The sequence below is a fragment of the Mucilaginibacter sp. genome (assembly GCF_041088075.1).
Classification (GTDB): domain Bacteria; phylum Bacteroidota; class Bacteroidia; order Sphingobacteriales; family Sphingobacteriaceae; genus Mucilaginibacter_A.
Genome location: NZ_JBGCVY010000069.1, coordinates 20,337 through 39,255, shown reverse-complemented (window position 1 = coordinate 39,255; position 18,919 = coordinate 20,337). Strand labels below are relative to the sequence as shown.

The 18,919-nt window shown below is 40.3% G+C and carries 14 protein-coding genes and 1 tRNA gene; 7 read left to right on the top strand and 8 right to left on the bottom strand.

Features of this window, described 5'->3' with window-relative positions:
• Window positions 1–36: 36 nt before the first annotated feature.
• The 3 genes from V5804_RS17020 to V5804_RS17010 form a co-directional block, all read right to left on the bottom strand.
• Window positions 37–843 carry a succinate dehydrogenase cytochrome b subunit gene (locus V5804_RS17020; protein WP_369592611.1) on the bottom strand — a complete coding sequence of 269 codons (807 nt, stop codon included), beginning with the start codon at window positions 841–843 and terminating at the stop codon, window positions 37–39.
• A 319-nt stretch (window positions 844–1,162) separates the two neighbouring features.
• Complete coding sequence (gene pdeM / locus V5804_RS17015) at window positions 1,163–1,840, bottom strand: ligase-associated DNA damage response endonuclease PdeM (RefSeq protein ID WP_369592610.1); 678 nt, start codon at window positions 1,838–1,840, stop codon at window positions 1,163–1,165.
• Between the two features lie 61 nt (window positions 1,841–1,901).
• A complete protein-coding gene (locus V5804_RS17010; RefSeq protein ID WP_369592609.1) occupies window positions 1,902–3,461 on the bottom strand; it encodes a trypsin-like peptidase domain-containing protein in 1,560 nt (519 codons plus the stop codon).
• A 174-nt stretch (window positions 3,462–3,635) separates the two neighbouring features.
• Between V5804_RS17010 and dapF the strand changes: the two genes are divergently transcribed.
• Together dapF and V5804_RS17000 are read left to right on the top strand one after the other, a co-directional pair.
• Window positions 3,636–4,421 (top strand): diaminopimelate epimerase, encoded by a 786-nt coding sequence (dapF, locus tag V5804_RS17005; protein ID WP_369592608.1) that lies wholly within the window; start codon window positions 3,636–3,638, stop codon window positions 4,419–4,421.
• A gap of 204 nt (window positions 4,422–4,625) precedes the next feature.
• Entirely contained in the window at window positions 4,626–7,517 is a 2,892-nt protein-coding gene (locus tag V5804_RS17000; protein ID WP_369592607.1) for a DEAD/DEAH box helicase, read from the top strand.
• Here V5804_RS17000 and V5804_RS16995 read toward each other — a convergent pair.
• From V5804_RS16995 to V5804_RS16985, 3 genes are read right to left on the bottom strand one after another with little or no spacing between them, the layout of a single operon-like run.
• Window positions 7,498–8,259, bottom strand: coding sequence for an MlaD family protein (locus V5804_RS16995; protein ID WP_369592606.1), 762 nt, complete (start codon window positions 8,257–8,259; stop codon window positions 7,498–7,500). The two genes, V5804_RS17000 and V5804_RS16995, sit on opposite strands and share 20 nt — an antisense overlap.
• A 5-nt stretch (window positions 8,260–8,264) precedes the next feature.
• Window positions 8,265–9,047, bottom strand: coding sequence for an ABC transporter ATP-binding protein (locus tag V5804_RS16990; protein WP_369592605.1), 783 nt, complete (start codon window positions 9,045–9,047; stop codon window positions 8,265–8,267).
• Window position 9,048: 1 nt separating this feature from the next.
• Window positions 9,049–9,825, bottom strand: a complete 777-nt coding sequence (locus V5804_RS16985; RefSeq protein ID WP_369592604.1) for an MlaE family ABC transporter permease — start codon at window positions 9,823–9,825, stop codon at window positions 9,049–9,051.
• A gap of 343 nt (window positions 9,826–10,168) precedes the next feature.
• Between V5804_RS16985 and V5804_RS16980 the strand changes: the two genes are divergently transcribed.
• The 4 genes from V5804_RS16980 (at window position 10,169) to V5804_RS16965 (ending at window position 16,355) form a co-directional block, all read left to right on the top strand.
• Entirely contained in the window at window positions 10,169–10,825 is a 657-nt protein-coding gene (locus V5804_RS16980; protein WP_369592603.1) for a nucleoside-diphosphate sugar epimerase, read from the top strand.
• Window positions 10,822–12,684, top strand: coding sequence for an ABC-F family ATP-binding cassette domain-containing protein (locus V5804_RS16975; RefSeq protein WP_369592602.1), 1,863 nt, complete (start codon window positions 10,822–10,824; stop codon window positions 12,682–12,684). Before V5804_RS16980 ends, V5804_RS16975 begins: the two co-directional genes overlap by 4 nt.
• Before the next feature lie 44 nt (window positions 12,685–12,728).
• Window positions 12,729–14,591, top strand: coding sequence for a tRNA uridine-5-carboxymethylaminomethyl(34) synthesis enzyme MnmG (mnmG, locus tag V5804_RS16970; protein WP_369592601.1), 1,863 nt, complete (start codon window positions 12,729–12,731; stop codon window positions 14,589–14,591).
• A gap of 120 nt (window positions 14,592–14,711) precedes the next feature.
• A complete protein-coding gene (locus V5804_RS16965; protein ID WP_369592600.1) occupies window positions 14,712–16,355 on the top strand; it encodes an Ig-like domain-containing protein in 1,644 nt (547 codons plus the stop codon).
• Here the strand turns inward: V5804_RS16965 and V5804_RS16960 are convergent.
• On the bottom strand, window positions 16,342–16,857 hold the full coding sequence (locus V5804_RS16960) for a gamma carbonic anhydrase family protein (RefSeq protein ID WP_369592599.1): 516 nt from the start codon (window positions 16,855–16,857) through the stop codon (window positions 16,342–16,344). The genes V5804_RS16965 and V5804_RS16960 overlap by 14 nt on opposite strands.
• Window positions 16,858–17,012: 155 nt before the next feature.
• Between V5804_RS16960 and V5804_RS16955 the strand changes: the two genes are divergently transcribed.
• Window positions 17,013–17,085: transfer RNA gene (locus tag V5804_RS16955), tRNA-Gly, on the top strand.
• A 36-nt stretch (window positions 17,086–17,121) separates the two neighbouring features.
• Here the strand turns inward: V5804_RS16955 and nadB are convergent.
• Window positions 17,122–18,714 (bottom strand): L-aspartate oxidase, encoded by a 1,593-nt coding sequence (gene nadB, locus V5804_RS16950; protein WP_369592598.1) that lies wholly within the window; start codon window positions 18,712–18,714, stop codon window positions 17,122–17,124.
• Window positions 18,715–18,919: the final 205 nt, after the last annotated feature.

The following is an 18,919-nucleotide window of genomic DNA, read 5'->3' as shown; positions in this document are numbered from 1 at the left end:
GAAGCATCGGTGGTTTTTGAAACCTTAATGCGGTTTTTATCTTTTGGTGAAATAATAAACAATTGGCATCACGGCAAAACCGATTGGGATAATCACCGCAAAAAGCCAGATCCCGATTTGGTTTACAATCGGTTTGTACTTGCGGTGGTTCATGCCCATCGTTTGCCAGCTACTTTGAAAACCATGCAACAAGTGGAACGATAAAGCAGCCATCGCAATAACGTAAAAGAGCACATACAGCGGCGAACTGAACGAGAAAATGACCTGCGCCTGTAAATCTTTAGCAATGGTAATTTCCTGCTGCGCATTTACGTCCACATATTTGGCGTATTCGTATTCGCCCTGTGGCAATTGCTTGGCCGATACCAATTTCCCGGTTTTTAGATCAGTGCGATATTCTTTAAACGGCATTTTCGGGCCTTCGTGGTTTTTAAACCATTCGTCTTTATGGTAGCTAAACCAGAAGTTTCCCATATGGATCACAATAAACAGCAACAAAACCGAACCTAAAATGCCCATATTCCGGGACGACCAAATGCTCGGCGATTTCGGCTGGATCACATAATTCACCGGCCTTGCCCTGCGGTTGTTAATGGTCAAAACCAAAGCATAAATGGAGTGGACGATGATGGTGAGGTAAAGCAAATACGATACTACTTTTATCGGTGGAAAATGCGTCATGAAATGCGAGTAATCATTGAAAGCCAGGCCGCTGTCATCCTTAAACAACTGAAAATTTCCGCTTAAATGCACAATCAGGAAAAGGCACAAAAACAGGCCGGTTAATGACATGATCAATTTTTTTCCTATCGAAGAAGAAAGGGTTTGTGTAGAACCACTCATTTGATTAATAAATTTTAGGATTATTATTTCTACAAAAGTATTTATTATAGCCGAAAAGATAACAAAGCATCCGGCCAATATCCCAACCAATAGCTATTTAGAAACAATCTAAATATTTTGGCAGGAAGATTTAAGGCATTGAAACAGTTTAAACTTATTCCCGGATATTTCTTTTTTGGGTTGATACTTCTTTTATCGGGTAAAAATTGGTGCCTTTACCCGTTGGTAAAAATCAAAAAACAGGCAATACCAATTTTTATGTGGTAAAAGAAGCATCGTGTAAAAACGACAAAAGGATATTTTAATTAGGTTCAATGGCTCAAAAAGCAATCACTTTATCGTTTAAAATACCAAAAACACGATCGGTTTCCTGGTGCTGGATGGCAATTCTTCCGGTAAATTTTCCAAACGACGGCAAAATGGCCTGATCCGCACCAAAAGCAAAACAGGAAAGCGTTACGGCATCGCGCCCTTTTCCGCGCAAATAAACGCCCGGATGGATGTGGCCGCAAAGTGTGTAACCTTGCGTGTTTTCGATTTCCTGTTTTTTTAAAGGATGATGGGCCAGGCGAAAAGGCTCGACCAATAGTTCCCCTTCAACCAAAATATTTAAATCGGCAAAATTGTTTTCCTCGATAATATCATGGTTTCCTTTGATCAAAACCATTTCTACAGCTGCATATTTGTTTCGCCATAAACTAAACCAATGCCAGTCGCTGTTTTTATCGCTATGAAACAAATCGCCCAAAAAGTAAATTTTTTCAGGCTGATGTTCGTCAATCAAAGCAGAAAGCACTTCCAGATCTTTTTGCGCCAGTTCATTCGGCACCGCAATTCCGGCTTTTCTAAAATGCCCGGACTTTCCCAAATGCACATCGGCCACAATCAAAGCTTTTTGGTCTTTCCAGTAAATTGCTTTTTGAGGCAGTAAAAGAAGTGTTTGTTGTTTAAAAAAGAAGTTAATCCCGTCGCAAGTCATTGCCGCAAAAATAGCCATAAAACAAAAAAACCTGCAAGTTTTACATTGCAGGTTTCGATGCTTCTTTTAGCACTATATTTTACTTGTCCATTTTGTAACGGTTGGTAAACACACTGCCATCAGGGCTTACACCGGCGATGATCAGGATGCCATCTTTTACATTAGAAATTGCTTTGTCAAGCGCTTCAGGAGAGCCTACGGGTGCTTTATTGATGCTTGTAATGACAGAACCTTCTTCAATTCCCAACTGGTCAAACATACGTCCCGGACGAACTTGTGTAACCACAACACCACCGTTCATGTGGTATTTTTGTTTTTGGGCACTGCTTAACGGGGCAAAACTTGCACCCAGATTATTGTAAATCTCTTCGGCAGATTTAGTTTTGCCATTGCTTGCCAACGTGCTGCCGTTGTCCGCTTTTAAGGTTACAGCAAAAGTTTGCTCTTTTCCATCACGCAAAACAGTTAAATTAACTTTATCGCCAGGTTGCAAACGGGCAACTTTTTCCTGTAAATCAGAGGATTCATAAACCGTGTTGCCATCAACTTTGGTAATGATATCACCTTTTTTAATACCGGCTTGTTGTGCGCCACCGCCTTGAACCAATTCGTTTACCAATAAACCATTAGTAGTTTTAATATTTAATGCTTGAGCAGCATCCGGATTTAATTCTTGGAATTGCACGCCAACATAACCACGTTTTACCTTACCAAATTTTTCAATATCGTTCAACACTTTTTTGGCCAGGTTGATTGGGATGGCAAAACCATAACCTTCGTAAGAACCGGTGTGTGAAAGGATTGCAGAGTTAATGCCAATCAATTCTCCCCTGGTATTTACCAAAGCGCCGCCACTGTTTCCGGGATTAATTACCGCGTCTGTTTGGATAAAGGATTCAATCCCTCTGTTTAAAACCGGCGTTTGTGCACGTGAACGATCTAAATTAGGGCTGGAAAAAGGGTTTTCGTCATCATCGTTGTCGCCCCTGCCGATAATTCCTACCGAACGGCCTTTTGCACTAACAATACCAGCAGTTACGGTTGAAGTTAAGTTAAAAGGGTTGCCTACGGCCAAAACCCACTCGCCTACTTTGGCATCATCAGAATTGCCAAATTTAACGATCGGCAAATTTGTTGCGTTGATTTTAATCAAAGCCAAATCCGTGTTTGGGTCTGTCCCGATCACTTTTGCACTAAACTGGCGGTGATCGTTTGTGGTGATTTCAATCTTGTCTGCTTTTTCTACCACATGGTTGTTTGTAACAATGTAACCATCCGTAGAAATAATTACGCCCGAACCGGAAGCCCGTTGCGGACCAGACGGCCTTTGGCGGCGCATGCCAAACATATCGCCAAACATTTGCTCCATTTGGTCTTGTCCACCGCCGCCGCTTTGCTGCGAAGAATAAGTAGTACGGATATAAACCACGGCTGGCGTAACCGCTGCTGCCGCCTGTGTAAAATCTACCGTTCCGGCCGATGATACCAGCGGAGCGATATGATTACTTGCGAAATATACTTTTTGCCGGTCTTCAAATGTTGAAGCATCTGTGTTTTTAACCTCAACCATTTTGTAGGCACCTACGGCAATAGCGCCTCCCAAAATGGCCGTCATCAATGATAATCCTACTTTTTTCATATGTTGTTTTTTCTCTTGCTGAATTTGAAATAACTTAATCAAATTTAATGCCTTATTGACGTTATAACCAACCCAATGTTACTTATGGCAATGTTAAAAAATGTTAAACCCTAATTGGTGTTGGTTTTTAGGCAGATAAGCGCAACTTTGTGCTAAATAATAGAATCAATTATTGTGAAACAAATTTTTTATAAATACCAGGGAGCCGGAAACGATTTTATACTGATAGACAACCGTTTACAGCAATTTAACCACCAACAGCCGGAGCTGATTTCCCGTTTGTGCGACCGCCGTTTTGGTATCGGCGCCGATGGCATTATATTTTTGCAGGTAAAAGAAGCATTTGATTTCGAAATGGTTTATTACAATGCCGATGGAAAACCAAGCAGCATGTGCGGAAACGGCGGCCGTTGCATCGTTGCTTTCGCCAGGTTTTTAGGTTTGATTGACCGGGAAACTAACTTTCTGGCAGTTGATGGCCCGCACTATGCCAAAATTTCCGAAAGCGGCGATTGGGTAAGTTTGCAAATGATTGATGTGGATACCATAAACCGCGATGGTGAAGCTTTCGTTTTAAATACCGGTTCGCCGCATTATGTTGAATTGGTGGAGAATTTGGAACAAAAAAACGTTTTTCAGGACGGTTTTGCCATCCGAAACAATCCGGTTTACAAGAAAGACGGCATCAACATTAATTTTGTTGAACCAATAGAAGATGGCTTTTTCGTGCGTACGTTTGAGCGCGGCGTAGAAGATGAAACTTATGCTTGTGGAACCGGCGTTACCGCAGTTGCCCTCGCCATGGCCAAACATCAGCAAAAAACCGGTACTGTTTTTACCCCTATAAAAGTGTTGGGCGGAGATTTAAGCGTAAAATTTAATTATGACGGTACTGTTTTTACCGATATATTTTTAGAAGGTCCGGCCTTTCAGGTTTTCTCCGGAGAAATTTCAATTTAACTAATTCACTTACACCAATTTTATGCCGGTAAAAGAAGCATCGTATATTTAGCTTTACAACTTCCTGTCTTCCAGACTTCCGGTCTTCCCGACCTTTTTCCCCACAAAAATTGCATAAAGTATTTTTCTTTTAAGCTAATTCTGATTACGTTTGGAGCCTTTGCCCAAGCATAATCGCCTTTTGGCAGTTATCATAAAGACCGTATGGTAAGAGTTGACAGCAGCAAACCTTGTAAGATTATTTATGCCATTTGCCGGCATGATTATCTATCTTATTTGATCGAGCCGCATGTTGTCCAACTTAACCCAAACGGCGAGTTTTCGTTAACGCACCAACGCCTTTTTACCAATACGGCCGAAGAATTTGCCGAATACCTGGACGATACCGACCGCAAACTGATCCGTATTTTGCAGGAAACCGAGCAGAGCCACATCATCCTGAAATATTATAAAAAGCCAATCCGCCCGGTCGAGTTTTTCTCCAAGATTTATACTGAGGATCTTTTTGATACGCTTCGGCCAAAAATCGAAAAAAAAATGGCCGAAGCGCTGACTTTGCTTCCCGGAAAAGAATTGTGCGTGATGAGCCGCGAAGGTTATCCGGCCGAACGTTTTGTTACGATTGCAACCGAACCTGCAACCGTGCTTTTCCACTTCCGCAGAAACGAAAACGAAACACGCTATTATCCAACCATTAAATACAAAGGCCAGCGGATTGAGTTTATGTTCAAAAATGCGGACATCATTTGCAACCATCCCGCGTATTTGCTGCTGGAAGATGTGCTTTATTATTTTGAAAAAGACATTGAAGGCAAAAAGCTGGTTCCGTTTTTAGAGAAGCGTTACATTTCGATCCCGAAATCTTCGGAGAAAACGTATTACGAAAAGTTTGTGGCGCCGCTGATTGAAAAGTATCCGGTTTATGCGCAAGGTTTCGAGATTGTGAGCGAACGTTATAATGCCGAACCGATTTTAAAACCGGTTTACACGGAAGGCGGCGTTTCACAAATCCAGCTTTTGTTTCGTTACGGAGAAGCAGTTTTTCCTTATGGAGATGGCCGGCAGGTTTCAGTTCGCATCGAAAATAAAGACGACCAATACTGTTTTTACCGCATTAAAAGAAGCATTGCCTGGGAGAAAAAGAAGTATTTGGAGCTTGAAAATATAGGGCTAAAAACAGTATCCAACCTTTTTCAAAACTTGGAAGTTGCGGCTTTGGAAGAGGAAGAAGACGCTTCGCTTTCTGTTTTTACGTGGTTGAACGAGCATCACGACGAGCTGATTGCCAATGGTTTTGAAATTGAGCAGCCCGAAGGCGAAAAGCGTTTTTTGTTTGCCAGCCCGAAAATCAACCTCGAAATACGGGAAGGAAACGATTGGTTTGATATTTACGCCATGGTTTATTTTGGCAGTTTCGCCATTCCGTTTATCGAACTGAAACAACACATTTTAAACAAACGGCGCGAGTTTGTTTTGCCTTCCGGCGAGATTGCGGTCATTCCCGAAAAATGGTTTTCGCAATACAGCAACTTATTGTATTTCAGTAACCATACGGATAAGTTACAGCTTAAAAAGCACCATATTGGTTTGGTAAACGAATTGGCAGCCAGCGATCATGCCGAAGTTACGATGAACCGGAAACTGCAAAAGCTGAATGATTTTGAAAGTTTGGAAGAAATCCCGCTGCCGGAAAACTTTAACGGCGAACTGCGCGCTTACCAAAAGGCCGGTTATGATTGGTTCCACTTCTTAAAAAAATATCATTTTGGCGGTTGTTTGGCCGATGACATGGGCTTGGGAAAAACGATTCAAGCATTGGCTTTGCTGCAAAAAAGTAAAGAAGATTCAGGATCATCAGGCAAAACAACTTCCCTGATTATTATGCCTACTTCCTTGATTTATAACTGGATAAACGAAGCAAAAAAGTTTACGCCGGAAATGCAAATCCTGACTTATACTGGCGGAATGCGTAACCGCGACGCAACGACTTTCAGTAATTATGATGTGGTGATCACGACTTATGGCATCATGCGCATTGATATTAATTTGCTGAAAGATTTCTTTTTTGAATATATTATTTTGGATGAAAGCCAGAATATTAAAAATGCTTCGTCCAAATCTTTTCAAGCGGCAACAGAATTAAAATCGCGCTACAAATTGATTTTAAGCGGAACGCCGGTTGAAAATTCGGTGAATGATTTGTGGACGCAGATTTCGTTTATTAATCCGGGTTTGCTGGGTAATCAATCTTACTTTCAAAACAATTTTGTCATCCCGATTGAAAAGAAAAAAGATGAAGACAAAGCGCACCGTTTGCAGGTTTTGATCAAGCCTTTTATTTTGAGGCGTACGAAAGAACAAGTTGCCACGGAACTTCCATCGAAAACAGAGCATTTATTTTATTCTGAAATGTGCGATGACCAAGCCGACGAATACGAAAAAGTAAAATCGGAATACCGGAACGAGCTTTTAAAAAGCATCGAAGAAGGTACTTTCGCGCAAGCAAAACTGCATGTTTTACAAGGGTTGATTAAGCTGCGGCAGATTTCCAACCATCCAAAATTGATTGACGAAACCTACGAAGGCGGCTCCGGAAAATTTGATGACGTTTGGCAAATGCTGACCAACGCTTTGGAAGGCGGACACAAAGTTTTGGTGTTTTCGCAGTTTGTACGGCAACTTACCCTTTTTCGTAAAGAACTGGACGGGCAGAATATTCCTTATGCGTATCTCGACGGCAAAACAAAAAACCGGGAAGAAGAGATCAACAAGTTTCAGGACAACGAATCGTTGCGCATTTTTCTGATTTCCATTAAAGCCGGCGGCGTTGGTTTAAATTTGACCGAAGCAGATTACGTTTTTATTTTAGATCCCTGGTGGAACCCGGCCGTTGAGCAGCAAGCCATTGACCGCACGCACCGGATCGGGCAAACCAAGAAAGTGATTATCTATAAATTCATCACTAAAAACAGCATCGAAGAAAAGATACTTCTTTTACAGCAACAAAAAATACATGTGGCCAATTCGTTGATCACGACGGAAGGAAACTTTATCAAATCGCTTACGCCGGAAGATATTAGGGATTTGTTGATGTAAGTTTTTCCTTGGGTTCTTTTGCGGCTTTGATGGAATCCTGTTTCTTTTGCGCTGCTTTTGCTTTCTTCTTAAAAAACCCTCTCAACAAAAAGTTGTGTTTGGCGGCTTCCATGTTATCGCTGAAACCTTGCGTGCCTTGCTTCACTGTTTTTAAAGTGCTTTTGGCTTGCCTAACCGTTCCTTCCAAATCATTGGCCAATTTATCACTGGCCAACAACTTGCCGATGCTTCCTTTACCATGGTTAATTTTGTAAACAATTTCAGAAAGGTTGGATGTTAAAACTTCCGCGTTATCGGCAACGCGGGTTACCCGGCCAATAATTTTATCTACATCAATCGGGTTAACGGTAGTTACGCGGTCGCCGTTGTTTAATTCTCCGCTTCCTGCAGTTCCAGGGTTGATCACCACCAGTTTATCGCCCATCAAACCATCGCTGCCAATGGTTGCCTTTACATCTTTCCTTAAAAATTCCTGGACAGATTTGTTCAAAGTCAAATCAACACGAACGGCCGTATCTGATACAATTTTGATGTTTTGAATTACGCCGACATTGATCCCGGCAAAACGGACATTGTTGCCCACCTGCAAACCGTTTACGTTTTTAAACATGCCGTAAACATTAAATGTGTTGTTGAACAAGCTTTTTGATTTACCGATAAAAAATATGGCGAGTACCAAAATCAGCACGCCAACGAAAGTAAATATCCCTAATTTTAATTTTTGTCCGCTATTTGTTTTCATTTTTATTAATTAAAAAAAGCTTTAACCAATTCGTTATCAGAAGTTTCAAGCTCTTTATACGTTCCTTCGGCTATGTATTCGCCATCGTTCATTACCACAATCCTGTCGGCCGTAATTTGGGCACAAGGCATATCGTGGGTAATGATGATGGAAGAAGTTTTATACTTCTTTTGCATCTCTAAAATCAACTGACTGATTTCTTTGGAAGTGATTGGGTCGAGGCCTGTTGTGGGTTCATCGTACAGCATAATTTCCGGTTTCATAATCAGTGTCCGCGCCAGTCCGATCCGTTTCCGCATCCCGCCGGAAAGATCGGAAGGCATTTTATCAATGGCATCCAATAAACCGACGCCTTCTAAAACTTCTTCAATTCGCGAGTTTATTTCGGTTTCGTCCTTCAATTTTAAAACTCGGGTTAAAGGAAAAGAAAGGTTTTCGCGAACAGTCATCGAATCGTACAAAGCTGAGTTTTGAAAAAGGAAGCCAATCCGGGTACGCAACTGCTTCAGTTCTTCATCATTTAAATCAGATACTTCTTCGTCAAAAACTTTAACAGAACCTTCGTCTTTTTTTAATAAGCCAACAATACATTTTATCGTAACCGATTTTCCTTGCCCGGATTTCCCCAGCACGACTAAATTCTCGCCCCGTTTTAAATCTACGTTGATATTTTTAAGTACTTCAAAACCGTTGAATGCTTTTTTTAGCCCCCTGATTTCGACAACGTTTTCTTTTGCGGGAGAAGTTGGGGCAGCTTCGTTTAAAGGATGGTTTAGGAGAGTTGCCATATTAATGATAAGCCAAAATATTGGTTAATTGAACGGCAATCGCATCAATCACAAAAATCCACAACGAAGAAGTTACCACCGCAGAATTTGCCGCCAGGCCAACACTTTCTGTCCCTTTGTTGGAGTTGATGCCTTTGTAGCAGCCAATAAAACCGATGGCCAATCCAAAAAATATAGTTTTGATCGTGGCCGGAAAAATATCACTAAAGCCCAAAACTGAAATGGATTTAGTGAAATATAAATAGAAACTTACCTTTCCATCAATATTAACGGCCAAAAAACCGCCAAACAAAGCAACCGCATCCGAGATGAAAGTGAGGATCGGAACCATCAAAGTGGTAGCCAAAACACGTGTTACCACCAAATATTGCATTGGGTTTGCACCCGATACTTCCATGGCATCAACCTGTTCGGTTACGTTCATGCTTCCTAATTCGGCACCGATGCTGGAAGCCACACGGCCTGCACAAATGATAGCGGTAATTACCGGGCCAATTTCGCGAACGATAGACAAAGAAACCATGCCGGGAAGCCAGCTTTCGGCACCAAAATCTGCCAAAGTTGGGCGAGATTGCAGCGTTAAGACCAAACCCATGATAAAGCCGGTTAAGCCAACAAGGGTTAGAGATTTGTAGCCGATTTCATAACATTGCCGTATAAATTCGGACCACTCGAACCCACTTTTGAATATATTTTTAACAAAACTTCCGAAAAACAGGATTTGGGAACCCACTTCTTCAAAAGTTCTTTTCCATGCAGGGATTACCTGTTCTGCCATTTTTAGTATCTGAATTTAATATTGCTTGATTGGAATATTTTCTTTTAACGGTTATTATTTATTTATGTTGAGGTTTAGCTTACATTTTATTTACAGGCTTGTTTAAGCGCGTGTTTAACTTTTACACGGCTTATTTTCCATGCTTCTTTTACTACCTAAAAGTTGGTGGGCGAATTTGGTTTTTTGATTGTTTTTAAATTTGCCAACACCAATTTTTAGGTGGTAAAAGAAGCATTAACATTTTTTGGGAATAAATATGATCCGGCTTTAAGCTGATTTTATTACTTCTTTTTGATCGGTTTTCCTCTTGTAGAATGCTTACTTTTGCAGTAAATATATTTTAATGAATTACAAAGCCGTAATTGCCGGAGCAAGCGGTTTAGTTGGAAATTTGCTGCTCGAACAACTGCTTGGCCATCCTGCGTATGCTGAAGTTAGTGTTTTGGTCCGAAAAAAACTAAAAGTACAGCACCCTAAACTTAAACAAGTACTGGTAGATTTTGATCGTTTGAACGATTATCAAAACGAGGTTAACGGCCACGCTTTGTTTTGTTGCTTAGGCACAACGCGTAGCAAAACACCTGATTTAAAAACTTACCGAAAAATAGACCACGATTATCCAGTACAATTAGGAAAAATAGGTGCTAAAAACAGTATGCCGCAATTGCATTTAGTTTCCTCGCTTGGAGCCAATATCAACTCGTCTTTTTTTTACCCCAAACTAAAAGGGGAAACCGAAGCGGATATTAAACAGATAGCAATTAAACGCATTTGTATTTATCAGCCTTCTTTGTTAACCGGAAACAGACAAGAAAAACGGACTGCCGAGCATGTTGCAACCAATTTGTTTAAACTGGTTGATCCGTTATTAATTGGCTCCTTAAAAAAATATAAAAGTATTTCTGCAGAAACTGTTGCCAAAGCGATGGTTAATCAATCTTTAAAAAACGGTTCCGGCATTTTCACTTATCCATCAGATCAAATAAAAAAATTAGCGTGAGTACATTAATTTCAGCCGAAAACCTCGGCCACTCCTTTCATGATAACTGGTTGTTTCGGCAACAAACTTTTGGTATCAATAGCGGAAGACGAATTGCATTGGTTGGTGCAAATGGCGCCGGGAAATCTACTTTGTTGAAACTACTGGCCGAAAAATTTAAGCCAACAGAAGGAAAAGTGGTCAAGAGCAAGTTTCTTTCGATGGGTTATTTAGAACAAGATCCTTTGTTCAACCCGGATGAAACAATCAACGATTTTATTTTTAAATCAGATAACGAGCAGCAGCAACTAATCAAAGAATATGAATTGTTGCTAGAAAACGACCCCGAGAATTATGACCAGATCGAAATCATTACCACAAAAATCACCGAACTGGAAGCTTGGGAATATGAATATAAGATCAAAAATATTTTGGACCGCTTGGATGTTCATCATTTAGACCAGCAAATTAAAACCCTTTCGGGCGGGCAAAAGAAGCGTTTGGCCTTGGCCGAATTGCTGATTAGCGACCCGGAACTGTATATTTTGGATGAGCCAACCAACCATTTGGATATCGAAACGATTGAGTGGTTGGAAAGCTTTTTAACTTCTGGCAACAAAACCATCTTGTTAGTAACGCACGACCGTTATTTTTTGGATAATGTTTGTAACGAAATATTAGAAATTGATCAGCAAAAGATATTTCCTTACCAGGGAAATTACAGCTATTATTTAGAAAAACGTGCAGAGCGGGAAGCGGCAGACCAGGTTCGTTATCAAAAAAATTCAAACTTGTTGAAGAAGGAGTTAGAGTGGATGCGCCGGATGCCTCAGGCACGTAGTACCAAATCAAAATCTAGGATTGATGCGTTTTATGATTTGCAAAGCAAAACCCAAAATAACGGGCAAAAAGAGCAACTGGAGTTGAGCATCAAATCAGCGCGGCAAGGAAATAAAATTGTTGAAATTAACCATTTAAAAAAAGCATTTAACGGAATAATCATCATCAATGATTTTAGTTACGTGTTTAAAAAAGGCGACCGGATTGGTTTGGCCGGTAAAAACGGAAGTGGAAAATCAACGTTTTTAAACCTACTAACCGAAGAAATACAACCTGACGCTGGTAAAATTGATGTTGGTGAGACTACTTCAATTGGATACTATCGCCAGTCCGGTTTAAATTTTAACGATGCTGACCGTGTAATTGATGTGATAAAAGAAGTAGCAGAATACATTACGATGGCAGATGGAAAGCTGCTTTCTGCTTCGCAACTGCTTACGCAATTCCTGTTTCCGCCTAAAAAACAACATGGTTTTATCAGTAATTTAAGTGGCGGCGAAAAGAAAAGATTGCAGCTTTTAATGGTTCTAATCAAGAATCCTAACTTTTTAATTTTAGATGAGCCGACGAATGATTTGGATACGGATACATTAAACGTATTAGAAGATTTTCTTACTTCTTTTTCCGGCGTAATTATCCTGGTTTCTCACGATCGTTATTTGATTGACAAGCTGACGGAACAGCTTTTTATCTTTACCCAAAACGGGCATTTGCAGGTTTATAATGGCAATTATACAGATTTTCGCTTGGAAGAAGCTGCTGCAAAACAAAAGGAAAAAACACAAGAAAAGACGATAAAAACGGCATCTGCAGAACCAAAAAAAACTTTTGCTTTTCAACAGGAAAAAGAATTACAAGAGTTGGAAAGCAAAATTTCTTCTATTGAAAAAACAATAGCAGACTTAAATCTCGTTCTTAATAATCCAGCTACTAAAGCAGAAGATTTAGTCTCAGCTTCTGAAACTATTCAATCTAATCAAAAAGAATTGGATAATTACTTAGAGCGTTGGTTGATGTTGACAGAGTTAAAAGAAGGTTAATAACTGTTTTTAGTATTAATGTTTCACGTGAAACTTAAATAGAAATGTTTAAAAGATATGATGTAATTGTTGTTGGAGGCGGGCACGCAGGTTGCGAAGCCGCATTGGCAGCAGGAAATTTAGGATCATCAGTGCTGTTGGTTACCATGAATATGGGAACAATTGCACAAATGAGCTGCAACCCGGCTATGGGCGGTGTAGCCAAAGGGCAAATTGTGCGGGAAATAGATGCTATGGGTGGTGGTTCTGGGATTGTAACGGATAAAACAACCATTCAGTTTCGGATGCTAAACCGTTCAAAAGGCCCGGCTATGTGGAGTCCGCGTGCACAAGTTGACCGGATGCGATTTGCAGAAGAATGGCGTTTGATGTTGGAAAGAAACGTAAACGTTGATTTTTGGCAGGATACGGTAAATGCTTTAATCGTAAAAGATGGAAAGGCTTGCGGCGTAGTAACTTCATTAGGAATTGAAATTGAGGCAGAAGCCGTTGTATTAACAAACGGAACTTTTTTAAACGGCTTGATCCATATCGGTGAAAAGCGATTTGGCGGCGGAAGAACTGCCGAAAAAGCGGCTTACGGCATCACCGAACAATTGATAGAATTAGGTTTTGAAGCCGGAAGAATGAAAACCGGAACGCCACCACGTGTGGACGGAAGAAGCCTGGATTACACCAAAATGGAAGAGCAATGGGGCGATGAAGAGCGAGGCGAGTTTTCATATACAGGGATACAAAAAACAACAGAACAACGCTGCTGCTGGATTACCTACACCAACATCAAAGTACACGAAACCCTAAAAGAAGGTTTTGAAAAATCGCCAATGTTTACGGGAAGGATAAAAGGACTTGGCCCACGTTATTGCCCATCCATAGAAGATAAAATCAACCGTTTTGCAGAACGGGACCGACACCAGATTTTTGTTGAACCGGAAGGCTGGAACACGGTAGAAATTTATGTAAATGGTTTTTCAACTTCTTTGCCTGAAGACATTCAATATAAAGCTTTAAAATTGATTCCGGGATTTGAAAACGTGAAAATGTTTCGGCCGGGTTATGCCATTGAATACGATTACTTCCCTCCTACCCAATTGAAATTAACTTTGGAAACAAAGCTGATTGACAACTTATTTTTTGCCGGACAAATCAATGGAACGACAGGTTACGAAGAAGCAGCCTGCCAGGGGTTTATTGCCGGAATCAACGCACATAATAATGTTGCTGGAAAAGAAGCATTGATTATGAAAAGAGCCGAATCATACATCGGTGTTTTAATTGATGATTTGGTTACGAAAGGAACAGAAGAACCTTACCGCATGTTTACCTCTCGTGCAGAACACCGTTTGCTTTTGCGCCAGGATAATGCGGATATTCGCCTCACTCCCCTTGGCTACAAAATAGGTTTAATCAATAATGAACGGATGCAAGCCGTAAACGATAAAATCAAAAATGCAGACGAGATTGTAAAGTTTGTAAAATCAAATTCCATCAAACCGGAAGAAGTAAATGGTTTACTGGAAGAAGCCGGAACCAGCATAATCAGCCAAAATGTAAAATTATCAGCAATTATTGGCCGGCCCCAGATCAGTTTTAGTGTGCTAAAAGAAGCATCGCCATTATTGAAAAACTTCCTTTCTGCTTTTAATGAAAAAACAATTGAACAGGCAGAAATCAAGATTAAATATGAATCGTATTTTGAGAAAGAATTGGAAATTGTAAACAAGATGAAAAAAATGGAAGACAAAGAGATCAATCCATCTTTTAATTATAATGAAATAAATTCCCTGTCAAAAGAAGCACGCGAAAAACTGATCCGTATCAAACCAAGAACTTTAGGACAAGCTTCCCGGATTTCTGGTGTTTCTCCGTCTGATGTTTCCGTTTTGATGGTTCATATTAGCAGATAACCTTTCTTTTGCATAAAAACAGCAATTTTTACTTAATAAAATAATTAGCTATAAAAGGAGATTTATTTTTTTTAATGATAACCTTCATCCAAAATAAATTTTTGATTATAGCCCACGTAAATGGCCTCAAATAAAACGTCCTTTTTTTATAGCTGCTATGGTGCTTTTTTTAGCACCCTTTTTTTCATTTACAGTTGTGCAAGCGTACAAAAGCCCCAAGGCGGCCCAAGAGACAAAACGCCGCCAAAACTTTTGAAAGCAACGCCGGAAAACAAATCGAAAAGGTTTGTGGCAAAACAAATTGTATTAGATTTTGACGAATACTTTAAACTGAACAACCAATACCAGGAAATTACCATTTCACCTGCACAGGAGAAATTGCCCGAATTCCGCATCAGGCAAAAAAGTTTGGTGATCAATCTAAAGGATTCTTTGCGGAAAAATACAACCTATGTTATTAGTTTTGGAAAAGCGATCGGTGATGTAAACGAGAACAACATCTTAAAAAATTTCACTTACGTTTTTACCACGGGAACTGAAATTGATTCGCTAAGTATTTCCGGTAAAGTGATCAATTCGGAAACACAATTACCGGAAAAAGAAGTTACCGCTTTTATTTTTACCGCCAAGCAAGACTCTGCCCTTTTCGGCAAAAAAAAGCCTTCGTATTATGCAACCACAGATACGGCAGGAAATTTTAAGATCAGCAATCTTCATGCAAATACTTACCGAATTTATGCCATAAAAGAAGCATCGCCAAACCGGATTTTGGATAACGAAAACGAACTGATCGCGCTTTTGCCAAAAGATATCCAGCTTCGAAAAGATACAGCAAATATCCTACTAACGCTTTTTAAACCAATACCGGCAAAGTTTAGGGTGATAGACCGAAAAATTGATGCAGACGGAAAACTGTCTTTTACGTTTAACAAAGGAATTGAACGGCCAGAACTGCGCATTATCCAAAACGAAAATTTAAACGCACAAAAGATTGTAGAATTTAGCAGAACGGCTGATTCGGCAAGGTTGTACTTGCGCGATATGGGTTTTGATTCTATTAAAGTTGCTATTTTATCGGGCAGCAAAGCGTTGGATACGGTTACTTTGCGAAAAGGCAAACGCGAGACTTTCAAAAGAAATTTGAGTATCAGCAACACGGCAACGGGCGGTTTGCTAAAACCAAAAACAAATTTGCAGTTAACGGCAAACTATCCGATAGAATCAACCAACGAAGCCCAAATCACTTTGGCGGAGGATTCTGTCCCTAAATATGGTATTACTTTAGACAAAGACACTTCGCTGTTGAGAAGCTATGTTTTGAAATATCCCTGGAAGGCCGGCAAGCACTACGATGTTGTTTTGAACGAAGGTACTTTTATTGATATTTATGGCAACAAAAACAGGAAAACGAACATTTCTTTTCAGTTGAACAAAGACGAAAATTATGGTTCCATGGTTTACAAAGTTGTTTTGCCGGATACTTCTAAAGCCTATATTTTTGAACTGTTGAATTTTGATAAAAAACCGATCAAAAGCATTCATATAAACCGGAACCAATCGTTATCATTTAACAATTATGCCATTGCAAAATATTACGTTAGGATAATTTACGACTTGAACAAAAATGGAAAATGGGACACCGGAAATATCAAAAACCGGACTTTGCCCGAACCAATCTGGTATTATAACAAAGAGTTTTCGTTGCGTGCAAACTGGGAAATGAACGAAACAATAGAAGTTCCAAAACCGGTTACAAATCCGTAAACCAGCTCGAATACAAATTGTAATTTAAAGGAAGCTGTTTTAGCATTTGCAATTGTTCTGCTGAAACAGCTTTTACTTTTTTGGCCGGCGTTCCTGCATAGATAAAACCGCTTTCGCAAATGGTTTTTTCTAAAACTACGGCACCTGCCGCAATGATGCAAAAATCTTCTACAACGGCATGATCCATCACAATCGCCCCCATTCCTACTAAAATATAATTGTGCAGCGTACAGCCGTGGATAATGGCGTTATGGCCAACAGAAACATGGTGGCCAATAACCGTAGCAGCTTTTTGATAGGTACAATGAACAACAACGCCATCCTGGATATTGGTTTGATCGCCAATGATGATTGAATTTACATCGCCGCGAATAACTGCATTAAACCAAACAGAGCATTGGCTGCCAATCGTTACATCGCCAACAATGGTGGCATTATCGGCAATAAAACAACCGGAACCGATAACCGGAAATTTATCTTTTACAGGAAGGATAAGTGGCATAAATCAATTATTTTTAAAATCAGAAGCAATCAATACTTCTTTTACCGCATAAAAAACGGTAAAGTATTTTTTAATTTTTTGTAAAGACAAAATACAAACACTAATTTTAGTGCGATAAAAGAAGCATGCGTTTAAATAGTCTCTTCCTTTTTTCTGCGGAAATAGCTCAGCTGGTAGAGCATCAGTTTCCCAAACTGAAGGCCGCGGGTTCGAACCCCGTTTTCCGCTCATTGTTTTGATGCTTCTTTTAGCACCTATTTTTTGTTACAATATTGTATTTTTTAATTCTGCTGCATGGTTTGGATAATCCGTTGTAAAATGTAATCCTCGGCTTTCTTTGCGGATCATGGCAGATTTTACAACTAAATAAGCAACCTGAATCAAGTTTCGCAATTCGCACAATTTCACAGAAAGTTTGGTTTTTTTGTAGAAATCCTCGGTCTCTTCATACAGCAAACGCAACCGCCGCAAAGCCCGTTCCGACCGGAAATCTGATCGTACAATCCCAACATAATCATTCATAATTTTTTGCATTTCACGGATGTTGTGCGTTACCAAAATGTCTTCGTTCAACTGGGCAACGCCAAACTCGTTCCAGTCCGGAATATTTAGTGGCATAAAAGAAGCATTGGCTTTTTGGATGGCATCTTCATAAATCCGATGGGCAAAAACCAAAGCTTCCAGCAAAGAATTGGAAGCCAAACGGTTTGCGCCATGTAAACCGGTTGACGAGCATTCGCCACAGGCATACAAATGTTGGATGGAAGATTGGCCATTCGTATCAACCATCACGCCGCCGCACATGTAATGACTGGCCGGAGAAACGGGAATCATATCCTTCGTCATATCAATTCCTATAGATAAACACTTGGCATAAATATTCGGGAAATGAGCCAGCAAATCTTCCTTGCTTCGGTGCCGGATATCAAGGTAAACAAAATCATCGCCCGATTTTTTCATTTCGGCATCAATGGCGCGGGCAACAATATCGCGCGGCGCCAAAGATTTCCGAGGATCGTATTCCTGCATAAACTCCTCCCCGTTCCGCCGCTTCAAAATCCCGCCAAAACCACGAACAGCTTCTGAAATTAAAAACGACGGATAATCGCCCGGATTATACAAAGCCGTTGGGTGAAACTGGATAAACTCCATGTCCCGAACTTTCCCTTTTGCACGATAAACCATCGCCACGCCGTCGCCGGTTGCAATGGTTGGATTGGTGGTAATGGAATAAATATGGCCAGCACCACCGGAAGCCATGACCGTTATTTTCGACAAAATCTTTTCAACTTCATTCGTCAAATGGTTCAAGGCATAAATACCAAAACAGGTAATATCCTTGCTTGACCGATCTACAAACTCGCCCAAATGATGCTGCGTGATCAGGTCAATGGCAAAATAATGCGTTAAAATTTCGATGTTTTTGTTTTGATGGATTTGCTCCAGCAGCGCACGTTCAATCTCGAAACCGGTAATATCTTTATAATGTAGCACGCGGCTTTCCGAATGTCCGCCTTCTTTCGCCAGGTCAAAGATGCCTTGGTTGGTTTTATCAAAGTTGGTTCCGTAATCAATAATTTCCTTGATCCTGGGCGGCCCTTCTTCTACAACAATTTTCACCACTTCTTCATTGCACAAACCATCGCCGGCAATCAGCGTGTCTTCAATGTGTTTTTCGAACGAATCTTCCTCTTTATCCACAACAACCGCTACGCCGCCTTGCGCATATTTAGTGTTCGATTCGTCTTCGTTTGATTTTGTAACAATCAGAACCTGACCATGTTGGGCCGCTTTTAACGCAAAACTCAATCCTGCAATCCCGGAACCGATAACTAAGTAATCAACATTTCTGCCCATAAAAATTGTCCTTAAAAACAGCGTTCTGCACGCATTGTTAATAACAGCCGTAAAGATGTTAAATTAGCGGTGATAAAAAATCAGGAAAAATATTTTTGCGGGAATTAGTGTGGATAACCGCGGATGCCGTTTTTATTCCTCTTGAGTTATGAACAGTTTTCCGGGCTTGCGCTAACATTTGAAAAGCAATTACTAATTCACAGGA